Raw genomic sequence first — 23,440 nt, forward strand, 5'->3', positions numbered from 1 at the left:
AGGGCTCAGGGCCCTCGCGCCTCCGACACGTATTTCAGCGCGCCGAGGTCGCGAGTGTCCTCGGCTGGCGGGGCCGCCGCCGTGCGCCTGATCTTCCGGTAGAGCGCCGAGGCGCTCTGGAAGAGCTCGTCATAGGTGACGGGCGCCTCGCCGGAAAGCCCGAAGAAGGCCCGATTGTCCGCCAACGTCGCCGGAGGGGCGCTGCGGATGGCCTCGGTGGGGTCTCCCAGGTAGGGGGCCACCTCGCCCAACAGCCGCGCCCCGGGCCCCGGGTCCTTCTGAACACTGGCCCCCGCGTCCAGCAGCCCGCGGATGACGCGGCGGACCGCGTCCGGGTAGCGCGCGGCGTAATCCCCCCGGGCCACCAGCACCGTGGCCACCAGGTGCGGCGCGTCCGCCGTGGTGGCCAGCACCGCGCCGCCCCGGTCCCTCGCCGCCAGCTCCACGTCGCCCCACAGCCCCGCCACCGCGTCCGCCCGGCCCTCGCGCAGGGCCCGGCCCGCGTCCAGCGTGGAGGGCAGGTCCACCCACCGCACGTCCGCCATGCGCAGGCCCGCGCGCGACAGCACCCACAGCGCGAAGTAGTACGAGGAGCCCGAGGCATACACCCCCAGCCGCTTGCCCCTCAGCGAGGCCAGGTCCGGCACGCCCACCGCCGCCAGCGCCTCCTGCCCGCGGCTGCGCCCCAGCAACATCACCGTGCGCGGCGCCGCGTCCCGCAGCGACGGCAGCCACGCCGCCAGCCGGTCCACCGAGATGGCCGCCATGTCCACCCCGCCGTGCTCCGCGCCCACCGCCAGCGCCTGCCGCAGCTCCTCGTCCGTGGCGAAGACGACGGCCCGCGCGTCCATGGCGTAGGCCGTCTTCAACAGGCCCTGCGCCGCGCCCGCCGGTACCTCGGGGTTGTCCAGCGTCGAGGCCCCACCGGTGGCCAGCAGCAGCGCCGCCGCCGAGCCTCTCGCGGTGAAGCCGATGAGCGTGGGCCTCAAGGGCACCGAGGCCAGGTCCGCCACCGGTGCCGCCACTCCCGCGGGGAAGTCTCCCGGCGACAGGCGCACCGCCTCCTTGGCCGCCGGGAAGAACCGCGCCTGGAGGCGGTCCAGGTACCCCAGCCGCGAGGCCAGCAGGTACAGCGCCCCCAGGACACACAACGCCAGGAACGGATAGAGGCCGGGTCCGCGTCGCAACGCCATCAGCTCGGCCTCCTCCGTCCCACGGGACTACTTGATCTCCACCTTCTTGCCGATGGTCTTCTCCGTGCCACCACCCACCTCGGACACCGGCGCGGGGCTCTGGAGACCCATCTCCATCTTCATCTGCTTCACGAGGTCCATCGCCTGCAGACGCTCGGCGTCCTCCTCGATCTGCACGGCCTGGTGGTCCACCGACTCGAGCGCCATCTGCATGCGCGCCTCGTTGACGGCGGCCTTCTCGTTGACCTTGCGCACCATCTCGTCGTGCGTGGCGTCGATGCCGGCCACCTGGAAGGACTCCATGGCGTCGGCCACCTTGGACTGCCACTGCGCACGCCGCGCGTCGCGGATGGCGTTCATCGCCTCCTGCGTCTTGCGGTCCTTCTCGCGCATGAAGGCCTTCTTCAGGTTCAGCGACTTCTCGTACGCCACCTTGGCCGTCTCGAGCTGCTGCTCGTTGCGCTCCAGCGCCGCCTTCTCCGTCTGCAGCTTGGTGGCGTACTGCGCCGCCAGGTCATCGCGCCCCGCCTGGATGGCCGCCTTCACCTTCGCCGTCAGGTCGCGGATGTCGTTCTTGTACTTGGCGTTCTCCTTCTCCAGGAGCGTCAGGTTCGCCCGCACCATGGCGATGGACTCGTTCATCTTCGGGACCTGATCGTTCAGGTCACGGATGTTCTGCTCGAGAATGAGCTCCGGGTCCTCGATGGAGGAGACGAAGAAGCCGAAGAAGCTGCGCATTGCCCTTGTGAACCGGTTCCACATGGCCGGGGTCTACCTCCTGCGAATTCGAGTCTTGTGGGGACCTTACACCATCCCACCGTATTCCACGTATGACGAATGCCTGGGGCCTACGCTCGGCGAACGGTGCCCATTGCCCAACGTTCTCCCCGTGACTCCGCTGGTTCGCTCGGAGTGCGAGCAGGCCCTACCTGTCACGGAATCGAGGCCTCAGCGGACCCGGGCGGTGATGCGGGCGGAGTGCTGACGGGCGCTCGAGGCCACGGAGGCCGCGTCCAGGGTCAGGAGGGCGCGGTCCTTGAGGACGGGTTTGCCGTCGATGAGGACGTGGACCACGTCGGTGGAGCGGGCGGCGTAGACGAGCGGGGAGAGCACGTCCCGGGGGTCGGCCGGGGTGGAGTGGAGACCGGCGAGGTCCACCACGGTGATGTCCGCGCGCTTGCCCTCCTCGAGCGAGCCCAGCTCCGCCTCCATGCCAATGGCCTTGGCGCCGCCGAGCGTGGCCATCTCCAGCACGCGCTCGGGCGGCATGCCCCGGGGGCCCACGCGCGGCTTGTGCAGCAGCGCCGCCAGCCGCATCTCCTGGAACATGTCCAGGTTGTTGTTGCAGGGCGCGCCGTCGGCACCGAGGCACACGGTCACACCGGCGTCCAACAGTTCGGGCACCGGAGCGAAACCCGAGGCCAGCTTGAGGTTGGAGCCGGGGCAGTGGCACACCACCGTGCGCGTGTCGCGCAACAGCTTCTGCTCCGCCTCGGAGACCCACACGCAGTGGGCCAGCGTCACATGCGGGCCGGTGAGGCCCATGTCGTGGAACCAGGTCACGTTGTCCCGGCCGGAGAGGTCTCGCACCGCCTGGATTTCCGAGCGGTTCTCGCTGGCGTGGGTGTGGATGCGCACGCCCTTCTCCCGGGCCAGGCGCCCCACCTCGCGCATCAGCTTCTCCGTGCACGAGAGGACGAAACGCGGCGCGAAGGCGTAGCGCAGCCGGTCCCCGTGGGTGCCGTGCCAGCGCTCCAGCAGCGCGAGGCTCTCGGCCAGCGAGGCCTCGGTGGACTCGTGCAGCCCGGTGGGGACATCGGGCGCGTCCATCATCGCCTTGCCGCCGGTGAGCCGGAAGCCGCAGTCACGGGCGGACTCGAAGACGGCGTCGTAGTGGCGCACCGTGCCCATGTCGAGCGCCGCCGTGGCCCCCGAGCGGATGAGCTCCGCGAAGGTCAGGTCCGCCGAGGCGCGCATGGAGTCCGCGTCGTGCGCGGCCTCGAAGGGCCAGATGCGCTCGCGCAACCAGTCCAGCAGCTCCAGCCCGTCCGCCCGGTTGCGGAAGAGCGTCTGGCAGGCGTGCAGGTGGCCGTGGATGAGGCCGGGCAGCACCACCTTGCCGGCGACGTCCAGCACGCGCAGACCGCCGCCCCGGGTCCGGATGTTGCGTCCCACCCGGGCGATGCGCCCGTCCTGGATGAGGACATCTGCCTCCGCGAGCACCTCGCGCTCGCGGTTCATGGTCACGACGGTGCCGTTGGTGAGGAGCAGATCCACGACCGGCACTCTAGAGGAAATCGCTGGTGAAGGCGTGGGGGAGCAGCTCCCCCAGGGAGTAGCGCGCCTCGTCACCCTTGAGGTTGCGGCTGCGCACGGGCAGCTCCTTGGGGGCGAACTCCAGCATCACCTGCCGGCACATGCCGCAGGGGGGGCACGGGGTGGGCGTGTCCACCACGATGGCCACCGCCACCGGCTTGCTCCGGCCCTGGGCCACTCCGGCCGCGAGCGCACCACGCTCGGCACACACGGAGAGTCCGTAGGAGGAATTCTCCACGTTGCAGCCCGTCACCACCGAGCCGTCCGCGTAGAGCACCGCCGCGCCCACGGGGAACTTCGAGTACGGCGCATGGGCGCGCTCCCGGACCTTCCTGGCCGCCTCGAACAGCTGCTCCCAGGGAATCTCCGCGCTCATGGGCCGCCTCCCCTCTTGGATTCCGCCAGCTCGAGGTCATCGAGGTAGCGGGCGATGAGCATCTCGAGCTCCACCGGCAGATCCAGGAAACGCACGTGCGCCGAGGAGCCACGCGAGCCGTGCGCCACGTGGAGGACCTCGCCACGGACCTGGAGCTCCTCGGTGGAGCCGGGCAGCGTGAAGCGCGCCTCCACCTTCATGCCCACCGACAGGGACGTGCCGAACCAGGCGAAGCCCCCGAGTGAGATGTTGCCCTCCCGGGAATCGAACGCCTGCGACGAGTTCTCACGCCGCACGCGGATGCGCATGGGAACCCGGGGAGACTCCCGCCGCTCATCCGCTCGCCGCTGGCCATCGTCCTTGGACTGCTCACTCATGCCTTGCTCGCTCCCGCGCGGGCTACTGCTGGCCCATCATACCTACACTCGCGCCCTTCGCACGGACTCCCGTGCACAGGTGTGGAATGGGTGACCCCTGGACAGTGCGCCCCCTGGGGGGGAAACGACAGGACTGGGAGAGCGCCGGTGGTCCCACAGCCAGGGGTTGGGCATGCTGCACGGCACATGAGGACAGCCCCTTCGCTGCCGCGTATGGCCCTGGCCCTGGGCTTCGCCCTTCTCTCCGCTTGCGCCACCTCGCGGGTCCAGGCGGTCAGCCTCCTGCACTCGCAACCGCCCGCGGTCGTCCGCCAGCAGGCAACGCCCCTGGCCGGTGGACCCCTCTCGGCGGAGCTCCTCCCCGTGCTCATCCATACGCCACTGGAAGGCCCCCTGCGATTGTCCTTCCCCGCCCTGGCACCTCATTCCAGCCTCGAGGCACTGACCGTGACGGAGATACGCCCGCTGCTCGGGGCATTCGACTCCATCCGGCCTCGTGCCACCCCTCGGCTGCGGCTGATGGAATTCCCGGGAGCCACGAACCCAACCCAGGGAGCCGCGACCGCATGGGAGCAGAGGCTGCGCGAGGAGTTCTTCTCCCTTTATGGGCCCGCGCTCCTTCCGGTGCCCGAGTCCCTGGAATCGAGCCGGCTCTCCCTCGCCCTCAAACTCTCCACCCGGTACATGGGTGACGGCATCCGCGAGGCAGCCCAGGAACTCTTCAATGCCCCGGCCTTCCTGACCAGCGTCTCGCTGTCGATACTGGTGTACTTCGCCGCCTGGCTGGCGCCCGAGCCGTTCTTCTCCAAGGCCTTCGTCGCCACGCTCACGGTACGACTGGCCCTGCTGGTGGGGCTGGTGGAGTTGGGACGCCTGGCCCTGGCGTGCTTGCGCCTCCATCAGGAGGCCGAGGCCGCCACCACGCATCAGGAGTTGGAAGCAGCAGCCGAGCGCTTTGGCAGATCTGTCGGGGGCACGGCACTCCGGGTGCTGGTGGTGGTGGCCAGTCTCGGAGTGCCCCAGGTTCTTCCCAAAGTGCCCGAGGGGGGCCTGTGGACGCTCTTGAGCCCTCTTCGCCATGCGCCAGCAGGCGGGCCGGCGCTGGGGTCCATCACCACGGTGCAGATCGTGGCCGACGGGACGCTCGTCGTCACGGGGGTGGCCACGGGCACCGCTGCCGCGTCCCTCTGTGGGGAGCTCGCTTTCTGCGCCGCGATGGATGACCCGGGCGGTGGTCCCAGGCTCTCCACCCGTTATGGCAAGCCCCACACCCGGCAGAACCCTCCCCACAACGAGGCCATCGAAGAGGAACTGGCCAGACGCGAGGCCGCCGGACACACCGCCTTGAGGAAGAACAAGGCACAGCGGACGGCCCAGGGAGATCGGGTCTACGATTCGGAGCCAGTCCAGGGTGTCCGCTCCCGAAAGCCGGATGTCACCTCGGTCCGGCCCGATGGCGTGAGGCACAACACCAACTACGTCTCCAACGCTCGGGATGTGCAACGGGAGCTGACGGCCTTCGAGTCCATGATTCGAGCGGACCCACTGGCCATCCACGAGTTGTACCTGCTCGACGGAACCCTGCTCAGGCGTTATGTCCCGCGAGGCGTGAGCTTCCCCTGAGCAAGCCGGGACACGAGATGACGCCCAGACCAGACGTCATGCAATGGCGGCAGGAGTTGGTGGACGCATGCAGGTTCGGGGACGAGGCTCGAGCGGGCGCCCTGGTGACGCAGCTGGGCACACGCAAGGCCAGGCCCCTGCTGGAAGAGATGCTGACCCACCCGGATGCGCTCGTACGACAAGCCGCGGCATTCGGCCTGGGAGCGCTTGGGGGCGCAGCCAGTGCCAGACGTCTGGAGCAGCAACTCGCCATTGAGGAAGCACGAGATGCCGACGGGGAATCCGTCGTGGAAGCCATCACCCAGGCGCTTGGACGCATCACGGAATCCGGAGCAAGGACAACCCTGGTACGGAGGTTGGAGCGGCTGGTGACGGGCAAACCGGATCCTGGAGACGTGAGCGCACTGGCTCACGCGCTCTGGAGGAAACGCCATCCGGATCTGCTTCCTTCCGTCCGGCGTGGCCTGAAGCGGCTTGAACCACTGGTCTCCAGGCCCTTGCACGGCCTGTTGATGCTCCTGGAGAAGTCTCCGGAAGAGCTTCGCCAGTGGGCCCTCGACCCCGCCATCCCCGTAGGGCACAAGACGGGCGTCCTCTCCGTGCTCGAAGAGGAGTTGCCAGAGTCCCTGGTCTCCGCGCTCCCCCCGTTCATCTCCGTGGCCCGGTCCCTGTCCGAGACCGCTGCTCGCCACCAGGGAGAGGCCTCGTACTACTGCGATCGCCTGCTCATCCTGCTGCTCCTGCATGAGGAGCGAGTCCTCCCTACCCTCCCGCCCGAATCCCGCGCCGAGCTGCGCGATCTGGCCCGGACCCTGGTCGCGGCGACCGCTCTCAACTGCGCTCTGCGAGCAGCGAGTCTGCTCAAGTTCGTCGGACAGCCGGAAGACGCCGACATCATCGAAGCACACCGCCCGGCGGAACCAGTCCTGGCCAGGGTCTTCGATGATGCCGCACGAGCACTCCGCAATCGCCCGGTTACTCCAGCCGCTCGATGACCAGCGGCCGGGGAGCGGGGGCCTGGGGCCCGAACTGGTACGCCTTGGCCAGGCGCCCCTTCACCTCTTCCAGCGGGGCCGGGTCGTTGTAGTGCACCCGCACCACCGGCTCCCCCGCCTTCACGGGCTCGCCCTCCTTGCGCAGCAGCGTGAAGCCCACCGCGGGGTCGATGATGCTGTCCAACCGCTGCCGGCCAGCCCCCAGTGCCACCGCCGCCAGGCCCACCGCCTCCGTGTCGATGACCGTGACGAAGCCATCCCGGGGCGCCAGCACCACATCCACCGTGGAGCGCGCCTGGGGCAGCCGCGAGTAGTCGTCGATGGCGCGCGGATCTCCGCCCTGCGCCTGGACGATCTCCTTCAGCTTGCGCACCGCGCTCCCGTCCGCGATGACCTTCTCCAGCATCGACCGCGCCTCGGCGATGGTGGACGCCTTGCGGCCCAGCACCAGCATCTCCGCGGTGAGCGCCATCGTCACCTCGGTGTAGTCCGCCGGAGCCCGGCCATGCAGCATCTCCACGGCCTCGACGATCTCCAGCGCGTTGCCCACCGCGCGGCCCAGCGGCTGGTTCATGTCCGTGAGCAGCGCCGTCACCTTGCGGCCCATCTCCGCGCCGATACCAATCATCGTCCGGGCCAGCGTGCGCGCGTCCTCCGCCTTCTTCATGAAGGCCCCGCTGCCCACCTTCACGTCCAGCACCAGGGCATCAATGCCCTCCGCCAGCTTCTTGCTCATGATGGAGCTGGCGATGAGCGGAATGCAGTCCACCGTGGCCGTCACGTCCCGCAGCGCGTAGAGCTTCTTGTCCGCCGGGGCGATCGCCTCCGTCTGGCTGATGAGGCAGCAACCCACCTCGCGCACCAGCCGGCGGTACTCCGGCACCGGTACATCCATCCGGAAGCCGGGAATGGACAGCAGCTTGTCCACCGTCCCACCGGTGTGCCCCAGGCCCCGGCCCGAAATCATCGGCACCGGAACCCCACAGGCCGCCGCCAGGGGCGCCAGGCTCACCGACACCTTGTCCCCCACTCCACCCGTGGAGTGCTTGTCCACCTTCACGCCCGGTGAATCCGACAGGTCCACCACCTCGCCGGACCGGAGCATCGCCTGCGCCCAGGCGCCCAGCTCCACCGAGTCCAGCCCCCGGAAGAAGACCGCCATGCACAGGGCGGACATCTGGTAGTCCGGCACCTGCCCCGCCGTGTACGCCTCGATGAACGCCCGGATGTCCTCGGGCGCCAACCGCTGTCCATCCCGCTTGGCCTTGATGAGCTCGTAGGGTCTCACGGGAAAAGCCCATACCAGGAAGCCGGGCGGAAGTGGCACCGGATGTCCGGCGCATGGAACCGTCACAACCACTCGGGCAAAACCTGTTTTAAAAAGAAGACATGAAAATCGCGATCATGGGTCTCGGGCCTCATGCCAGGCGCGTGTATGTGCCCGCCCTGCAGCGGCTGCGGGAGCGGTTCGGCGTGGAGGTGGCGCTGGGGGTGGAGCTCGAGGCGAAGGAAGCGGAGGTCCGCTCGTTCCTCGCCACGCGGGAGCTGCGCCCGGAGCTGCTCTTCGTGAAGCCCTTCCAGCAGCACATGCCCGAGGACGTGAGGGCCGCGCTCAGCCGCATCGCCCGGCGGGAGCGGCTCGACGGCGTCATCATCGCCACCGAGCCCCTGTCGCACAGGGCCTATGCGGAGTGGGCCCTGGAGGAGCGGCTGCACATCCTCATGGACAAGCCCGTCACCACCCGGGAGAACGCCGCCACGGATCTGCACCAGGCCGTGGGCATCCACGGCGACTACGAGGCCCTGCTCTCCGCCCATGCCCGGCTCCAGAAGGAGAAGCAGACCCTCTTCAGCATCAACGTGCAGCGGCGCTTCCACCCGGGCTTCCAGCGGGTGAGGGAGCTGCTCGAGGAGATCGCCGGACGGACGAACTGCCCCATCACCTCCCTCCAGTCCTCGCATGCCGACGGGCAGTGGCGGCTGCCCTCGGAGCTGGTCACCCTCGGCTACCACGGCTACAACGAGGGCTACGGCAAGGTCTCCCACAGCGGGTACCACTTCTTCGACCTGGCCTGGTGGCTCTACCAGTCGGTGGCGCGCATCACCGGAAAGCAGGCGGACTTCGCGGAGGTGTTCTCCTCGTTCCAGGGTCCGGGCGGCTATCTGCGCCAGCTGGACGCGAAGGACCACGAGCGGCTCTTCGGACCGGAGTACCGGAGCGCCTGGCCCCATGACGAGGAGTCACTGAGGCAGCGCGTGCGGAACTACGGGGAACTCGACGCCTTCTCCACCATCCGGCTGCTCCAGGAGGGCGAGAGCGTATGCCACCTGTCCATCCACCTGCTGCACAACAGCTTCAGCCGGCGCGACAGGCTCGAGCCCGGGAAGAACCTGTACAAGGGCAACGGCCGCGTCAAACACGAGCACCACAGCATCCAACAGGGCCCGTTCCAGAACATCCAGGTGCACTCCTACCAGAGCCGGGCCGAGCACGATGAGGGCACGGGGGACGAGCACGCGGTGGGAGGGAACAACCACTTCGACATCCACGTCTTCCGCAACAGCGGGCTCACCGGCGATGCACGGCCGCTGGAGATCATCCGCATGGGCGAGCTGGAGGCGCGGGCCGGGTACGACGCGGAGCGGCTGGCCACCGAGCAGGCCAAGGAGGCGGTGGTGGTGGAGTTCCTCCAGTTCATCCGGGGCGAGCTGCCCCGGGAGCGGGTGCGCTCCAGCCTCGAGGAGCACCGCGTTCCCGTGCGGCTGATGAGCTCCGTCTACGCCTCCCACGTGCTGCAGCGCAGGGGGGAGAATCCCCTCGTGGGCTTCGCGCTGCGCTGAGCTCCGCCATGGGGGGGGCCTCGACCCTCGGGAGCCAGGGCACCGGCACCTTGCCCCCCCACCCCGCCCGTGGAGTGCTGGCCCACCTTCACGCCCGGTGTATCCAGCGTGCACGCCATCCCGCCATCCATCTGATAAAGGTGGACTGTCTTGATCTCCCTCCGGCACATCCACAAGCGCTTCGGCGCCGTGACCGCCCTGGACGACGTGTCGCTGGACATCGGCACCGGGGAAATCCTCGCCCTCGTGGGCGAGAACGGCGCTGGCAAGTCCACCTTGATGAACGTCCTCTACGGGCTCTACCAGGCCGACTCCGGCGAGGTGCTCGTGAAGGGCCAGCCCGTACGCCTGCGCAGCCCCCGCGACGCCATCGCCCAGGGCATCGGCATGGTGCACCAGCACTTCATGCTCGTCCCCACCCTCACCGTGGCCGAGAACGTGGTGCTCGGCCGCGAGCCCTCGCGCTGGGGCCGCATGGACATGGACCGGGCCTGCCAGGAGGTGGCCGCCACCTGCGAGCGCTTCGGCTTCAAGTTGGATCCGCGCGCCCGGGTGGACACCCTCTCCGTGGGCTCGCAGCAGAAGGTCGAAATCGTGAAGGCGCTGCACCGGGGTGCCCAGGTGCTCATCCTCGACGAGCCCACCGCGGTGCTCACCCCCCAGGAGTCGGATGACCTCTTCCGGGTGGCCCGGGGGCTGGCGGCCGGCGGGCGCACCGTCGTCTTCATCAGCCACAAGCTGCGCGAGGTGCTCAGCGTGGCCGAGCGGGTCGCCGTGATGCGGCGGGGCCGGCTGGTGGCCGAGGTGCGCGCCGCCAACACCCGGCCCGAGGAGCTGGCCGCGCTCATGGTGGGCGAGTCGCGCGTCCCCCAGGCCGAGGCCCAGGCCTACCACCCTCCCGGGGGCGAGAAGCTGCTGGAGGCGAAGGACCTCCGCGCCCGGGGCGAGGACGGCCGGCCCGCGCTCCAGGGCGTCTCCCTGGAGGTGCACGCGGGGGAGATCGTCGGCATCGCCGGAGTGGACGGCAACGGCCAGCGCGAGCTCGCCGAGGTGCTCACGGGCCTGCGGACGTTGGACGGAGGCGGAGGCACCCTGCTGGGCGCGCCGCTCACGGGGCTGACGCCCGCCGAGGCCCGGCGCCGGGGCGTGGGGCACGTGCCCGAGGATCGGCTGTGGCGCGCGGTGGTGAAGGCCATGACGGTGGAGGAGAACGTGGCGCTGGGGCGGCAGACGCAGGCGCCCTTCGCCCGGGGACTCCAGGTGGACTTCGCGGGCCGGCGCGAGCGCACCGCGGCGCTGCTGAAGGCCTACGACGTGCGGCCGCCGGACCCCGAGGTGCCGCTGCAGGCGCTCTCCGGTGGCAACCAGCAGAAGGTGGTGGTGGCGCGCGAGCTGGACGCGGGGCCGAAGCTGCTGGTGGTGGTGCAGCCCACGCGCGGCCTGGACATCGGCGCGGTGGCGCAGGTGCAGGCGAAGCTGCGCGAGGCGCGCGACAAGGGAGCCGGAGTGGTGCTCGTCTCGTTGGACCTGGAGGAAGTCCTGGCCCTGGCCGATCGCGTCTACGTCTTCTTCGAGGGCCGCATCACCGGCACCTTCACCCGGCCCGAGTTCGACGAGCGGGAGATCGGCCGCCGGATGCTCGGCACCCGCGGGGAGGTGGCCCATGGGTGAGCGGCTGCGCGCGGTACTCCCCTCCGTCTTCTCCGTGCTCCTGGCGCTCGCCGTGTGCTGGGTGTTCATCGCCCTCACGCGCGACGCGGAGACGGCCACCGGGGCCTATCTCCAGATGCTCCGCGGCGGCCTGGGCGACTGGCCCCAGTACTTCGAGGGCGGGCGGCTCGCCGTCCTCACCCGGCCCCTCGGCGAGGCCGCCATCAAGGCCGCCCTGCTGCTGCTCACCGGCCTGTCGGTGACGGTGGCCTTCAAGGTGGGCCTCTTCAACATCGGCGCCCAGGGGCAGATGCTCGTGGGAGCGCTCGCGGCGGCCGTGGCGGGTGCCCAGCTGCAACTGCCCGCCGTGCTGCACATCCCCGTGGCGGTGCTCGCCGCCTGCGTGGCCGGAGGCCTGTGGGCGCTCATCGCCGCGGCCCTCAAGCTCAGCCGGGGCGTCCACGAGGTCATCTCCACCATCATGCTCAACTGGGTGGCGGTGAGCCTGGTGGACAACTGGCTGTCGGTGGGCCCGCTGAGGGCCGGTGCCGGCACCCACCTCTCCACCACGGGCACGGCGGAGATCGCCGCCAGCGCGCAGCTGCCCCGGCTGCTCGGGGAAATGTCCCGCCTGCACCTCGGCTTCCCCCTGGCGCTCGCGGTGGCGCTGGCCATCTGGGTGTGGCTCTCGCGGCTGCGCTCGGGCTTCGAGACGCGCGCGGTGGGCCTGGGCGCCGAGGCCGCCCGGGCCGCGGGCATTCCGGTGGTGCGGCGCACCGCCCAGGCCATGGGGCTGGCGGGAGCGCTCGCGGGCATGGCCGGCGCCGTGCTCGTGCTGGGCACCGAGTACCGGTACCCGGGCGGACTGGGCGCGCCCTACGGCTTCGACGGCATCGCCATCTCGCTCATCGGCGGCAACCACCCGCTGGGCGTGGCGCTGTCCGCCCTCTTCTTCGGCGCCCTGCGCGCGGGCGGCACGCGCATGCAGCTGCTCGGCGTGCACAAGAGCTACCCCGAGCTCATCCAGGGCCTCGCCCTGCTCTTCGTGGCGGGCCGGATGGTGTGGCTCTCGCTGCTGCGCCCGAGGAAGGTGGCCCCCATGGCGCCCACCCGGCAGCCGGAAGCCAGCCCGGAGGTGCCCCGTGCTTGAAATCATCGAAGCCCTCCTGTCCTCCACGCTGGAGTACTTCCCCTCGCTGCTCTTCGCCGCGCTGGGGGCCACGCTGTGCGAGCGCTCCGGCGTGGTGAACGTGGGCGTCGAGGGGATGATGCGCGCGGGCGCCTTCTGCGCGGCCGTGGCGGCCATCACCTTCCCCACCCCCGTGGGCGTGCTGATGGGCATGGCCGCCGGGGCCGGCATGGCCGCCATCCACGGCTACCTGTGCATCCGCTGGCGCTCGGACCAGGTGGTGTCCGGCATGGCCATCAACCTCGTGGCGCTCGCCGGGGGCACCTACCTCCTCGAGTCCCTGTACGGGCCCAACGGCACGCCCCCCATCCACCAGCTCACCCGCTGGCACCTGCCCGGCCTGTCCGAGGTGCCCCTGCTGCGCGCCTTCTCCGGGCACTCGGCCCTCACGTGGATCGCCCTGGTGCTGCCCTTCGTCTTCCATGGGCTGCTCTACCGCACGCCCCTGGGCCTGCGGCTGCGCGCCGTGGGCGAGAAGCCCCATGCCGTGGCCACCCTCGGCCTGTCCGTGACGGGGCTGCGCTGGCTCGCCGTGCTGGGCAGCGGCATGCTCGCGGGCCTGGGCGGAGCCACCCTCTCCACCGCCGTGCTGGATCGCTTCGAGCAGCACACCCCGGCCGGCCTCGGCTTCATGGCCCTGGCCGCCATGGTGTTCGGCCGCTGGACGCCCCTGGGGGCCTTCCTCGCCGCCCTCTTCTTCGCCACCGGCAACGCGCTGCGCATCGGCCTGGCCTCCAGCGCCCCCGGCCTCCTGGAAGTGGTGCCCCAGGGCTTCCTCCTCGCCCTGCCCTATGTGCTGACGCTCGCGGTGCTCGCCTTCCAGGGCCAGCGCACCCACGCCCCCGCCGCCCTCGGCACCCCCTACGAGCAGGAGTCGCGCTGACGCGGGCGGGCCTCCCCGGCTTCCCCGTGACGAGGTGCGCGTCCGTCCCCGGCCCGGCAGCGGGCCGTGGGTGCGGCTCCGTCGCGGCGTGGGTCTCACCGCACCCGGGTCACAGCACACCGGGTATCCCTTCTGACCCACGTACTCTCCTGTATTCCCAAGAGGTCATCCGTGTGTATTCATCCGGGCAACCAAGCAAAGCTCTGAAACTCAAGGAATAAAGGACAGACTGTTCCGTACCTTACAGTCGTGGGCGGAGCGGAGCGCAAACGGCACGCGTATCGCATGGAATGGGTGGCGCGCGGACGGGCCGCACGGCAGTGGAGACGCGACACTGTCGTTGCGCGCCGCCGGGGCTGGGGAGGGAGGAGGGAGGTCGGCGTCCGGAACACGTTGAGGGGGGAGCCGGCGTGAAATCAGACACACCACACGAGGCACGAGGTGACGCGATGAGCGCGGTGGCGATGGCTTGTTGGCCGAGGCAGATGGCGGTGACGAGCAGTGAGGGCCGTGGCCACCTGAGCGCCGTGGGCGTACCGGACGGCACCGACGTGCAGAACCTGGACCTGTGCGCGCTGGCGAAACACGCGCTGGCCCTGCTCCACGCCACGGGCCATGTGCGGAGCGGCGAGGTGGGGCTGGAGCTGCCGGACGAGCCGGTGTTCGCGCGGGTGAGCCGGCGGCGGATGGAGCAGGTGATGCTGCACCTGCTCAGCGACGCGGTGCAGGCCCACCGCAACGCGGAGATGCCGGCGCGCACCGTGCGGCTGGCGGTGGAGCCGCAGGACGACTTCGGCGACTACGGCCCGCGCTTCCAGGTGCGCTACGCGGCGCGCGAGAGCGCTCCCCAGACGGGCCTGACGGCGGCGCGCGAGCTGGTGGAGACGCTGGGCGGGCACCTGGCGGTGAAGAACCACGGGCTGACGGGCAGCACCATCACCGTCTCCGTGGAGCTGGAGGACCAGGGCACCGCGAGCTGGTAGCGCTCGCGGGCCCGGTGGCCGCTCCGGTCAGAACTTGTAGGCCACGCCCAGCAGCGCCTCGAGCGTGAAGCGGGCGCGGCCCCGGTCCGCGAACAGGCCCGAGTAGGAGCCCACGGACGGCCCCATCCTCACGTTGAAGTTCACGACGAAGTTGCGGTCGATGAAGTACTCGAGCCCGCCGCCCAGGAGGATGGGCACCACGGCGCCGCCCCCCGTGCCGAAGATGACGTAGAAGGGGATGTCCAGGCCCACGTTGAGCATGAGGGCGCTGCCCACGGGGATGCCCACCGTGAAGGCGATGGGCAGGGCCAGGCCCACGTCGGTGTAGTTCTCATAGAAGTAGAAGAGGGGCCCGGGCGCGAAGCTCAGCCCGAAGTTCACCCGCGACGTCTCCAGCAGCTTCAGCCGCATCAACGCCTGCAGCTTCAGCCCCGGCACCACGCTGGTGACGATGCCCTCGCGGCCGTAGTTGAAGGTGAGCTTGCCGCCGATGTCGAAGCGCGACGTGGCCCCGTGCAGCAGGCCCAGCGACACGCCCGGCCAGCCCACCTGGCCCATCAGCGCCGTCCCCTGCCCCAGCGTCTGGCCCGACAGCACGGACCAGCCCTGGCCACGGCCGTACGAAGCCCCCTCCTCCTGCGCCAGGGCGGCGCCCGAGACGAGGAGGACTCCCATCAATACCCAACTCGAGACACTGCGATTCACGCACCCACCTCCGGTTGCCCCCGCTCGCGCGCCAGCGCGATGAAGGCGTCGATGAGCTTCTGGAGCCGGGCCTCTCCCCGGGCGCGCGCGGCTTGCACCGGCTCGCCGGCGGCCAGCGTCTCCTTCAGCTCGAAGTAGTATTTGATTTTGGGCTCCGTGCCGGACGGCCGCGCCGTCACCCGTCCCCCACCCTCCAGCTCGTAGGCGAGGACGTTGGAGGGCGGCAGCCGCTCGCCCTTCTTGTAGTCCAGCACGGTGCGCACGGGCAGCTCGCCCACGCGCGTGGGCCCCGAGCGGCGGAAGCCCTCCATGATGCGGGCAATCACCTGGGCGCCCTCGGCACCCGGGAAGGTGAAGTTGCGCTGCGCGCTCACGTAGAGGCCGAAGCGGCGCTGGATCTCCTCCAGGTAGCCGAGCACCGTCTGGCCGCGCGACTCGCACCAGGCGGCGAGGTCCGCGAACACCAGCGCCGCGCCCACGCCGTCCTTGTCCCGCGTCACGGTGCCCACGCAGTAGCCGAGCGCCTCCTCGTAGCCGAAGACGAACTGGGTGCCTTCCTGCTTCTCGCGCTCGACGGCGCGGTTGGCGATCCACTTGAAGCCGGTGAGCACCTCGTCGTAGGCGATGCCCAGCTCGCGGGCGATGTCGCCCAGCTGCGTCGAGGACACGATGGTGGTGACGACGTGCGGCTTCCCGCGCCGGGTGGGCCCCTGCACCAGCACGTAGTGGCCCAGCAGCACGCCCACCTCGTTGCCGGTGAGCATGCGCAGCTTGCCGGAGCCCTCGCGCACCATGACGGCCAGCCGGTCCGCGTCCGGATCGTTCGCGAGCACCAGGTCCGCCTTCACGCGCTCGGCGGTGGCCAGCGACAGGTCCATGGCCCCGGGCTCCTCGGGGTTGGGGAAGCGCACGGTGGGGAAGGCGCCGTCCGGCTGGTGCTGCTCGGCCACGGGGTGGACGTTGCGGAAGCCGGCGAGTTCCAGGGCCCGCTCCATCCACACGCCGCCCACGCCGTGCATGGCGGTGTAGACGATGGAGAGCGAGTCCGAGCCGCGGCCGTGCACGCGCAGCTTGAGGATGGCATCCAGGTACGCGTTACCGAGCGAGTCCGGCACGTCGCGCCACAGCCCGCGGGCATGCGCCTCGGTGGGGGTGAGCAGCTCCACCTGGTTGGCGGGCTCCACGCGGGAGATGAAGTCGGCGATGCCCTTGTCATGGGGCGGGATGATTTGCGCGCCGTTGCCCCAGTAGACCTTGTAGCCGTTGTACTCGGGCGGGTTGTGGCTGGCCGTCACCATGACGCCCGCGGCGGCATTGAGGTGCAGGGTGGCGAAGGCGGCGAGCGGCGTGGGCGCCAGCGACGGGAAGACGTGCGCCGGAATGCCCTCGGCGGCGAGCACGCAGGCGGTGTCCTCGGCGAGCTCGGCGCTCAGCCGGCGGCCATCGCGGCACACCACCACGCCGCGGGTGGTGACATCCGGGACGGTGGCCTTGAGGTAGCGCGCCAGGCCGGCGGTGGTCCGGCGCACCACGGCGCGGTTCATCCGGTTGGGCCCCGCGCCCAGCACGCCGCGCAGGCCCGCGGTGCCGAACTCCAGGTCCCCCGCGAAACGGTCCGCCAGGTCCGCGAGGTCTCCCCGCGCGAGCACGTCCCGCAGCTCCGCCACGGTGGCCGCGTCCGGGTCCGCCGCGAGCCAGGCCTCCGCCTTCTCCTTCAATCCAACCGCGTCCATGTGCATCCCCTCCTCAAGGCCGGTGCGGCGCTGTGGCCGCCCCCGTCCTCCCCGTCTGTTCAGCGATGATCAGACCCGAGCCGGGGCTCAGGTGTAATCGGTGAGTTTGCGCCGGGTCGGGCCGCCCTTGGGAGCGTCCTTCTGACCCTGGCAGTTCACGCAGTAGCCCACGTAGGGCATGGCCTCGAGCCGGCCGGGTGGAATCTCGTCGCCGCACTCCTCGCACTCGCCGAAGGAGTCCGGGTCATCGCGCAGCTTGCCCAGCGCCTTCACCACGAGCTGGAGCACGCCGTCCATGTTCCGGTTCCGCTTGGAGGCGATGGCCTGCATCATCTCGTTGAGCGGTTGCTCGTCCTCGTCGCCGCCCACCCGCGCCTCGTCGGTGCGGTTGGGCTCGATCTTCGCGGGCGCCTTGCCGGTCAGCCCGGCGTGGAGCGCCAGCAACTTCTGCCTGTACTTCTCGCGCTGTGCCTCGGTCACGGGCCTCTCCCCACCGGGTGGCTAGTACTTCGCGGTGGACCTCTGGCCGGAGACGATGGCCACCGACGCCGAGGCTCCCAGGCGGTTGGCCCCCGCCCGAATCATCTTCAGGGCGTCCTCGGCCGAGCGGATGCCACCCGAGGCCTTCACGCCCACGTCCTCGCCCACCACCCGGCGCATGAGCGAGACATCCTCCACGGTGGCGCCGCCGGTGCTGAAGCCAGTGGACGTCTTCACGAACGCCGCCCCCGCCGCCTTGGACAACACACAGCCGGCGATCTTCTCGTCCTGGGAGAGCAGGCTCGTCTCGAGGATGACCTTCACCGGCCAGGGCCGGCTGGCCTCCACCACCTGGGCGATGTCGGAGACCACCAGGGCGTAGTCGCGCGCCTTGAGCGCCCCGACGTGGATGACCATGTCGATCTCCCGCGCCCCGGCTTGAATGGCCTCACGGGCCTCGAAGGCCTTGGCGCTGGTGAGGGCCGCGCCCAGGGGGAAGCCCACCACGGCGATGGGCACCGAGCGGGAGCCCGCCAGGATGCCGGCCACGGTGGCCACGTGGCTCGAGTTCACGCACACGGTGGCGAAGCCGTGCTCCACGGCCTCACGGGCCACCCGGGCGACGTCCTCGCGCGTGGCCTCGGGCTTGAGCAGCGTGTGGTCGATGTAGGGCGCCAGGTCCGCGTTGTCGCGGATGGACTCGGGCGCGATGGAGGCGGTCCGCACGGGGCTCGGGGGCGGCGGGTGGGCCGCCCGGAGACCGGGCATGCTCTTGCGGACCTGGTCGGCGATCTCCTCGACGACCCGCTGGATGTCTTGGGCCTCGGACATATGGGGGCGGGGTGTAGCCCACTCCAGCCCGCTCGGGAAGCACGGAGACGGCCACTTGCTTGACACGCAACGGACCCCGCCCCGTGCGCTAGAGTCCCTCCGCTCATGGCTCTCGCGCGGTTGCTCCTCGTCCTCTTCGCCCTGCTCGCCGCCCTCCCGGGCCGCGCCGCCCCGGCTCCCACTCCCCCGCTCAAGCCGCTCACCGTCTACTTCTTCGACGTGGGCCAGGGAGACGCGGCGCTCATCGTCTCGCCCACGGGCAAGACGGTGCTCATCGACGGCGGCCCTCCCGAGGCCGACGAGGCCCTGGTGCCCCGGCTGCGCCAGCTGCTCCAGGGGCCCATCGACCTGGTCATCATGACCCACCCGCACCTGGACCACCTGGGCGGCCTCGTGAAGATCATCCAGGCCGTGGGGGCGCGGCGCTTCATGGACCCGGGCTTCGACCACCCGAGCGAGGCCTACCGCAAGCTGCTGGAGGTGGTGGGCCAGAAGGTGGGCCAGGTGATGACGCCCACGCCCAACCCGGGCTCGCCGGAGACGCTGCTCACCGTGGGCCTGGGCGAGGGCGTGACGCTCACCGTCCTCTGGCCGCGCACCCCGCGCGATGCCTTCCTCGACGACACGCGCTCGGACGTCAACGCCAACTCCATCGTGGCCAAGGTGACGTACGGCAAGACGGCGTTCCTCTTCACGGGAGACGCCGAGCCGGAGACCGAGGCCTTCCTGCTGACCCGGCCCATCGACTTCACCTCCACCGTGCTGAAGGTGGCGCACCATGGCGGCAAGCACTCGTCCACCACGCCCTTCCTCGCGGCGGTGAAGCCGCGGGCGGCCGTCATCTCCTGCGGCACGGGCAATGACTACGGACACCCCACCCCCGAGGCCCTCGAGCGGCTCGGCAAGACGGGCGCGCGCGTGTTCCGCACGGACCTCCAGGGCGAGGTGCTCGCGGTGAGCAACGGCACCACCGTCACCCTCACGCCCCAGAAGGGCCGGAGCGCGCCCGTCGTCGTCACCGGCCAGACGGCCGGCCCGGTGGCCAAGGGGCCCATGCCCTCGGGGGCCTCGGGCTCCATCGGCGGCAAGGTGGTGCCCGCCAGCGGAAAGCTCCCGGCCGCCAGTGCCAAGGGGATGCGCTACGTGAGCCTCAAGGGCAGCGAGGTGTTCCACAGCGAGGACTGCCGCGCGCTCGAGCGGGCGAAGACGCAGGAGCGCACCGTGTACAAGGACCGCGCCTCCGCCATGCGGGAGCGCCGCCCCGCCAAGGACTGCGACCCATGACGAAGAAGAAGCCGCGGAAGACGCCGCGCACCCGGACGCTGGCCAGCGTGGACCGGTTCGAGGACGGGCTCGCCGTGCTCCTCGTGGACGGCCGCCAGGAGACGCGGCGCCGCGAGGAGCTGCCGCCCGGGGTGCGCGAGGGCGACGTGCTGGACCTGGAGACGCTGACGGTGGACGCCGAGGCCACCGAGCGCCTGCGCACCGAGGTCCGCGAGGCCCGGGAGCGGGCCATGAAGGACAAGGCGCCGCCGCCCGGGGACTTCGACCTGTAGCCGGCCCCGGGCGGGGCCCACCGCTCCACTACATGCAGGTGTACTCGCGCAGGGTGCTGGCGCTCGCCACCTGCCAGCAGTAGTCCCCCACGTTCGAGCAGGGCTTGCCGGCCGGACTGGACGGGCAGCTCGGCGTCCAGGAGCGCGTGTAGCAGGACGCCATGATCAGGTCGTAGCAGTTCTCGGCGCCCGTGAGCGTCCAGACGCCTCCGGGGCAGGCCGCGGTGGAGACGTTCTGCGAGACCGTATTGGGCGAGGCCCAGCAGGTGGAGCGGTTCCCATTGCTGTCGATGACCATGGGGTAGGCCTTCACCTGGAAGGCGTACGTGGTGCCGCACGCGGTGAAGCCCGTGTAGCTGAAGTACCAGGTGCCCGAGCTGCCGGTGCGCTCCTCGGAGGTGTAGAGCGTGTTGTTGACGTAGTACTCGAGCCGCACGGCGTTGGCGCCCGTGGACGACGTCCAGGAGCCGCTCGCGGCCAGCTCGCCCTGATAGATGCTGGCGCCCGAGATGGAGGTGGAGACGCTCACGCCGGAGCACAGCGCCGACTCCTGCGTGCCCAGGGCCTCCTCGGCGGGGACGACGTCGGTGCCACCACAGGCCACCAGCACCAGGGCGGAAAGCAGAGAACAGAGGGGCGCACGAAGCGGACGGTGTTGCATGGTGAACTCCTTGGGGCTGAAATCACTGGAAAAAACCACACTCATTGTATTCCAGAATTCAGCGAAATGCACGCGCGCGCCCCGCGCTGAAGCGCCTCAGGCTCCAGCCGGGGGACGCGCACGCGGCAGCAGCACCACGAGCAGCAGCGCGCTCACTCCGGCGAGCACCCCGGCGGTGACGAAGGCGGTGGTGCTGCCCCGGTCCCTCCACAGCAGGCCGAAGAGCAGGCCCGCCACGAGCGACGCGCCGCCCGTCAGCCCGTTGTACAGGCCAAAGGCACGCCCCCGGGCCTCGGCCGGCACCAGCGAGGTGAGCAGCGACTTCTCCGCGCCCTCGGCCAGCGCGTGGTACAGCCCGTAGACGGCGATGACGATCATCGTGAGCGTCACGCCCCGGGCCCACGCGAGCGCCAGGTAGCTCAGCGCGTACAGGGACCAGCCCGTCACCACGAGCCGCGAGGCCCCCAGCCGGTCCGCGAGCCGGCCCGCCGGGAACGACACGGCCGACTTCACCGCCTGCAGCACCAGCCACGCCAGGGGCAGGAACTCGGGCTGTGCGCCCTCCTCGGTGAGCTTCAGCAGGAGGAAGGCATCGGTGGAGTTGGCCACGCCGAAGAGGGTGATGGGGACGAGGTAGTACGCGAGGCGCCGGGGCACCGGGGCGAGCGCGCGCCCTGCCCCCGAGGCGGAAGCAGGCTCCGGACGCGGGGGGTCGCGCACGAGCAGGAGGGCCAGCACCGCGAGCAGGCCGGGCACGGCGGCGACGAAGAACACCTGCTCCACGCGCAGGCCCACGGCCACCAACGCCATCGCGGCGAGCGAGCCCACGGCGGCGCCCGCATGGTCCATGCCCCGGTGGAAGCCGAAGGCCCGGCCGCGGGATTCCGGGGCGACGGAGTGGGCGATGAGCGCGTCACGCGGACTGGAGCGCAGCCCCTTGCCCACCCGGTCCAGCGCGCGGATGGCGACGGGGTGCCACGGCAGGGTGACGAAGGCCATCAGCGGACGCATCAGGCTGGACAGCCCGTAGCCCAGCAGCACCATCGGCTTGAGGCGGCGCGCCCGGTCCGCCCACACGCCGGACTGGTACTTGATGAGGGCGGAGACCAGGTCCGCCACGCCCTCCATGAGGCCCAGCAGCACGGGCGCCTGCGCCGGCAGCCTCGCGGCGAGGAAGACCGGCAGCAGCGGGAAGATCATGTCGCTGCTGATGTCCGTCAGCAGGCTCACCACGCCGAGCACCACCACGGTGCGCGGCAGGCGGCCCGTCCCCTCGCGGGGCGTGGCCACGTCCACGGTCCAGCCTCCTCGCGCGCGCTACATGGACTTGCTGAGGACGAGCGGAATCTCGACCTCGACGTCATCGCCCTCGAAGGCGGGGAACACCATGCGGCGGGCGCGGGCCTTGATGCAGTTGCCCATGGGCGAGCCGTTGATGTCGTCGCGGTCGAAGGACACCTTCTTCACCGTGCCGGAGCTGCCCACGGTGGCGGTGAGCAGCAGCTTGCCGTCGCGCAGCTTCGGGTTCTTGCGCAGCGCCTGGTCGATGCAGGACTTGAAGGCCGTCTGCGACTGCTTCACCACGCGGTCGAGCGCCTCCTGCGGCGGGCCGGACTGCGTGGCCGAGTCGGTGGGAGCCACCTCGGTGTTCTCGCGCACCTCGGGGCCCACGTCCTTCTTCTCGCCCTCGCCATAGAGGGCGGCCACGGCCTTCTGCTCCTCTCCCTGGGGCGGCTGGGCGGCCGGGTCCTGCGCCGTCTCCGCCGGCTTCGCGGCCTCGTCCGTGGGAGGCGGGGGCGGCTTCGCCTCGGCCTTCTTCTCGGCCTTGGGGGCGGGCTTGGGCGCGGGCGGCGGCGGCTTCGTGCGGCCGAGCATCAGGTCCCTCAGCTCGCCAATGCCCTCGGGCGAGAAGACGGACACGGGCTGCTGCACCACCTGGCCCTTGGCGTCCACGCGGGTGACGCGCAGCGGCACCACCTGCATCTCCGTGAGCGCGTACAGCACGACCACCGGCAGCCCCAGCAGCAGCACGACGAAGAGGGCGATCTTCCAGGCCGGGTTGCGCCGGTGCATCCCCGCCTTCTTCACGAAGTACTGGGTGTTCTCCGCCGGTGCGCGCTGCTTCTCCGGCTCCTTGCCCAGCGCGGCGAGGGGGTCCTCCTGCGAGGAGCCCGCCAGCATGTCCATGCCCAGCTCGCCCCCACCGCCCTGCTCGGACTGCGGGAGGTCCAGGTCGGAGAACAGCTCACCCAGAGGGGCGCCGTTGATGTCAGAGGGGGAGGAGCCCGTATCGGGGTCCGCGGCGACGGCGGCGTCCGGGTCCTGCTCCCAGGGGGTGGAGTCCTGCCGGGCGGAGGGCTGGCGGCGCGGCGCGGGCTCGGTCTGCCAGGTCGTCTGCGAGGGCGCGGGCGGGTCCGGCTGCCACGAGGTGGCGGACTGTTCCACCGACGGGGAGGTGTCGGGCTCGGGCGCCATGATGGGGGGCGGCGGCGCGACGCGCGCGGGGGGCGGAGGAGGGGCGGGGGGCGGCTCCGCGGGCGCGAAGAAGCCGGCCAGCTCGGGGATGTCCTGCCCCCGCTTCCAGTCCGGCATGCCCTGCTGCCAGAAGTAGCTGCGCGCCGTGACGGCGCCCGAGGCCACGAGCTCGCTCAGGGCGCCCTCGTCCAGGGGGCCCTCCTGCTTGCTCTTCACCATCACGAACCAGGGCGAGCGCGCATCGCGCAGCGGCATGGTGCGGGTGGGCTCGTCCTCCCAGGACATGCCCGCCGCCGCCGCGGGGGCCGGCTGGGCCACGGTCGCGGCCGACTCCTCCTCGGCGAGCGAACGGTCCTGCTCCCGCAGGCGCTCCACGTCCGCCAGGGACACGACGCGCGTGCTCTCCTCGGCCTCGGCGGGCGGGCCCTCCACGGAGATGACGTTCTGGCAGTTCTTACAGCGGACCTTGACGGTCTTGCCGCGGACCTTGTCGTCCGCGATGGAGTACCGCCGCTGACACTTGTTGCAGGAGAAGTTCAAGGGGGCTGTCCGGCGCGCGCACACAAGGGCGAG

The 23,440-nt window shown here is 70.8% G+C and carries 22 protein-coding genes; 9 read left to right on the plus strand and 13 right to left on the minus strand.

The genetic code is table 11. The annotated features are described in order from the left end of the window. Nucleotides 1–5: 5 nt before the first annotated feature. The 5 genes from VFZ09_RS20300 to VFZ09_RS20320 form a co-directional block, all read right to left on the minus strand. A complete protein-coding gene (locus VFZ09_RS20300; protein WP_329729273.1) occupies nucleotides 6–1,193 on the minus strand; it encodes an ABC transporter substrate-binding protein in 1,188 nt (395 codons plus the stop codon). A gap of 27 nt (nucleotides 1,194–1,220) precedes the next feature. After that, nucleotides 1,221–1,955 (minus strand): PspA/IM30 family protein, encoded by a 735-nt coding sequence (locus VFZ09_RS20305; RefSeq protein WP_329729274.1) that lies wholly within the window; start codon nucleotides 1,953–1,955, stop codon nucleotides 1,221–1,223. Nucleotides 1,956–2,141: 186 nt separating this feature from the next. Next, the gene (locus tag VFZ09_RS20310) at nucleotides 2,142–3,470 is read right to left on the minus strand and encodes a 5'-deoxyadenosine deaminase (RefSeq protein WP_329729275.1); all 1,329 of its coding nucleotides are present in this window, start codon (nucleotides 3,468–3,470) and stop codon (nucleotides 2,142–2,144) included. Between the two features lie 10 nt (nucleotides 3,471–3,480). Continuing rightward, nucleotides 3,481–3,885 (minus strand): cytidine deaminase, encoded by a 405-nt coding sequence (locus tag VFZ09_RS20315; RefSeq protein ID WP_329729276.1) that lies wholly within the window; start codon nucleotides 3,883–3,885, stop codon nucleotides 3,481–3,483. After that, nucleotides 3,882–4,262: a PilZ domain-containing protein gene (locus VFZ09_RS20320; protein ID WP_329729277.1), complete on the minus strand. Its 381-nt coding sequence runs from the start codon at nucleotides 4,260–4,262 to the stop codon at nucleotides 3,882–3,884. The genes VFZ09_RS20315 and VFZ09_RS20320 overlap by 4 nt, the downstream gene beginning before the upstream one ends. Before the next feature lie 186 nt (nucleotides 4,263–4,448). On the opposite strand from VFZ09_RS20320, the gene VFZ09_RS20325 reads away from it, so the two are divergent. Together VFZ09_RS20325 and VFZ09_RS20330 are read left to right on the plus strand one after the other, a co-directional pair. Further along, entirely contained in the window at nucleotides 4,449–5,885 is a 1,437-nt protein-coding gene (locus VFZ09_RS20325; RefSeq protein ID WP_329729278.1) for a hypothetical protein, read from the plus strand. Nucleotides 5,886–5,989: 104 nt separating this feature from the next. After that, nucleotides 5,990–6,880 carry a HEAT repeat domain-containing protein gene (locus tag VFZ09_RS20330; RefSeq protein WP_329729279.1) on the plus strand — a complete coding sequence of 297 codons (891 nt, stop codon included), beginning with the start codon at nucleotides 5,990–5,992 and terminating at the stop codon, nucleotides 6,878–6,880. Here VFZ09_RS20330 and VFZ09_RS20335 read toward each other — a convergent pair. Then, nucleotides 6,861–8,168, minus strand: a complete 1,308-nt coding sequence (locus VFZ09_RS20335) for a thymidine phosphorylase (protein WP_329729280.1) — start codon at nucleotides 8,166–8,168, stop codon at nucleotides 6,861–6,863. The genes VFZ09_RS20330 and VFZ09_RS20335 overlap by 20 nt on opposite strands. A 101-nt stretch (nucleotides 8,169–8,269) precedes the next feature. Between VFZ09_RS20335 and VFZ09_RS20340 the strand changes: the two genes are divergently transcribed. The 5 genes from VFZ09_RS20340 (at nucleotide 8,270) to VFZ09_RS20360 (ending at nucleotide 14,426) form a co-directional block, all read left to right on the plus strand. After that, on the plus strand, nucleotides 8,270–9,721 hold the full coding sequence (locus tag VFZ09_RS20340) for a Gfo/Idh/MocA family protein (protein WP_329729281.1): 1,452 nt from the start codon (nucleotides 8,270–8,272) through the stop codon (nucleotides 9,719–9,721). Nucleotides 9,722–9,928: 207 nt separating this feature from the next. Next, nucleotides 9,929–11,392 carry an ABC transporter ATP-binding protein gene (locus VFZ09_RS20345; RefSeq protein ID WP_329729401.1) on the plus strand — a complete coding sequence of 488 codons (1,464 nt, stop codon included), beginning with the start codon at nucleotides 9,929–9,931 and terminating at the stop codon, nucleotides 11,390–11,392. Continuing rightward, the gene (locus tag VFZ09_RS20350; protein WP_329729282.1) at nucleotides 11,385–12,521 is read left to right on the plus strand and encodes an ABC transporter permease; all 1,137 of its coding nucleotides are present in this window, start codon (nucleotides 11,385–11,387) and stop codon (nucleotides 12,519–12,521) included. The genes VFZ09_RS20345 and VFZ09_RS20350 overlap by 8 nt, the downstream gene beginning before the upstream one ends. Further along, nucleotides 12,514–13,443, plus strand: coding sequence for an ABC transporter permease (locus VFZ09_RS20355; RefSeq protein ID WP_329729283.1), 930 nt, complete (start codon nucleotides 12,514–12,516; stop codon nucleotides 13,441–13,443). The genes VFZ09_RS20350 and VFZ09_RS20355 overlap by 8 nt, the downstream gene beginning before the upstream one ends. Nucleotides 13,444–13,853: 410 nt before the next feature. Then, entirely contained in the window at nucleotides 13,854–14,426 is a 573-nt protein-coding gene (locus tag VFZ09_RS20360) for a sensor histidine kinase (RefSeq protein WP_329729284.1), read from the plus strand. A 27-nt stretch (nucleotides 14,427–14,453) separates the two neighbouring features. Here the strand turns inward: VFZ09_RS20360 and VFZ09_RS20365 are convergent, their stop codons facing one another. From VFZ09_RS20365 to deoC, 4 genes are all read right to left on the minus strand, one after another. Continuing rightward, nucleotides 14,454–15,131, minus strand: coding sequence for a hypothetical protein (locus VFZ09_RS20365; RefSeq protein WP_414640722.1), 678 nt, complete (start codon nucleotides 15,129–15,131; stop codon nucleotides 14,454–14,456). Next, nucleotides 15,128–16,864 (minus strand): phospho-sugar mutase, encoded by a 1,737-nt coding sequence (locus VFZ09_RS20370; protein ID WP_329729285.1) that lies wholly within the window; start codon nucleotides 16,862–16,864, stop codon nucleotides 15,128–15,130. The genes VFZ09_RS20365 and VFZ09_RS20370 overlap by 4 nt, the downstream gene beginning before the upstream one ends. Nucleotides 16,865–16,951: 87 nt before the next feature. After that, nucleotides 16,952–17,344, minus strand: coding sequence for a TraR/DksA family transcriptional regulator (locus tag VFZ09_RS20375; RefSeq protein WP_329729286.1), 393 nt, complete (start codon nucleotides 17,342–17,344; stop codon nucleotides 16,952–16,954). A gap of 21 nt (nucleotides 17,345–17,365) precedes the next feature. After that, on the minus strand, nucleotides 17,366–18,175 hold the full coding sequence (gene deoC, locus VFZ09_RS20380) for a deoxyribose-phosphate aldolase (RefSeq protein ID WP_329729287.1): 810 nt from the start codon (nucleotides 18,173–18,175) through the stop codon (nucleotides 17,366–17,368). A 105-nt stretch (nucleotides 18,176–18,280) separates the two neighbouring features. Here deoC and VFZ09_RS20385 point away from each other — a divergent pair, with 105 nt between their 5' ends. Next, a complete protein-coding gene (locus VFZ09_RS20385) occupies nucleotides 18,281–19,459 on the plus strand; it encodes a ComEC/Rec2 family competence protein (protein ID WP_329729288.1) in 1,179 nt (392 codons plus the stop codon). Further along, nucleotides 19,456–19,731 (plus strand): DUF3006 domain-containing protein, encoded by a 276-nt coding sequence (locus tag VFZ09_RS20390; protein WP_329729289.1) that lies wholly within the window; start codon nucleotides 19,456–19,458, stop codon nucleotides 19,729–19,731. Before VFZ09_RS20385 ends, VFZ09_RS20390 begins: the two co-directional genes overlap by 4 nt. Before the next feature lie 28 nt (nucleotides 19,732–19,759). On the opposite strand, the gene VFZ09_RS20395 is transcribed toward VFZ09_RS20390, so the two are convergent. The 3 genes from VFZ09_RS20395 to VFZ09_RS20405 all read right to left on the minus strand — a co-directional run bounded on the left by VFZ09_RS20395 (nucleotide 19,760) and on the right by VFZ09_RS20405 (nucleotide 23,407). After that, on the minus strand, nucleotides 19,760–20,392 hold the full coding sequence (locus VFZ09_RS20395; RefSeq protein WP_329729290.1) for a hypothetical protein: 633 nt from the start codon (nucleotides 20,390–20,392) through the stop codon (nucleotides 19,760–19,762). Nucleotides 20,393–20,488: 96 nt separating this feature from the next. Beyond that, entirely contained in the window at nucleotides 20,489–21,688 is a 1,200-nt protein-coding gene (locus VFZ09_RS20400) for an MFS transporter (RefSeq protein WP_329729291.1), read from the minus strand. Nucleotides 21,689–21,709: 21 nt separating this feature from the next. Further along, entirely contained in the window at nucleotides 21,710–23,407 is a 1,698-nt protein-coding gene (locus VFZ09_RS20405) for an AgmX/PglI C-terminal domain-containing protein (RefSeq protein ID WP_329729292.1), read from the minus strand. Nucleotides 23,408–23,440: the final 33 nt, after the last annotated feature.

Origin of the sequence: Archangium sp. (assembly GCF_036277355.1) — a bacterium.
Lineage (GTDB): Bacteria > Myxococcota > Myxococcia > Myxococcales > Myxococcaceae > Archangium.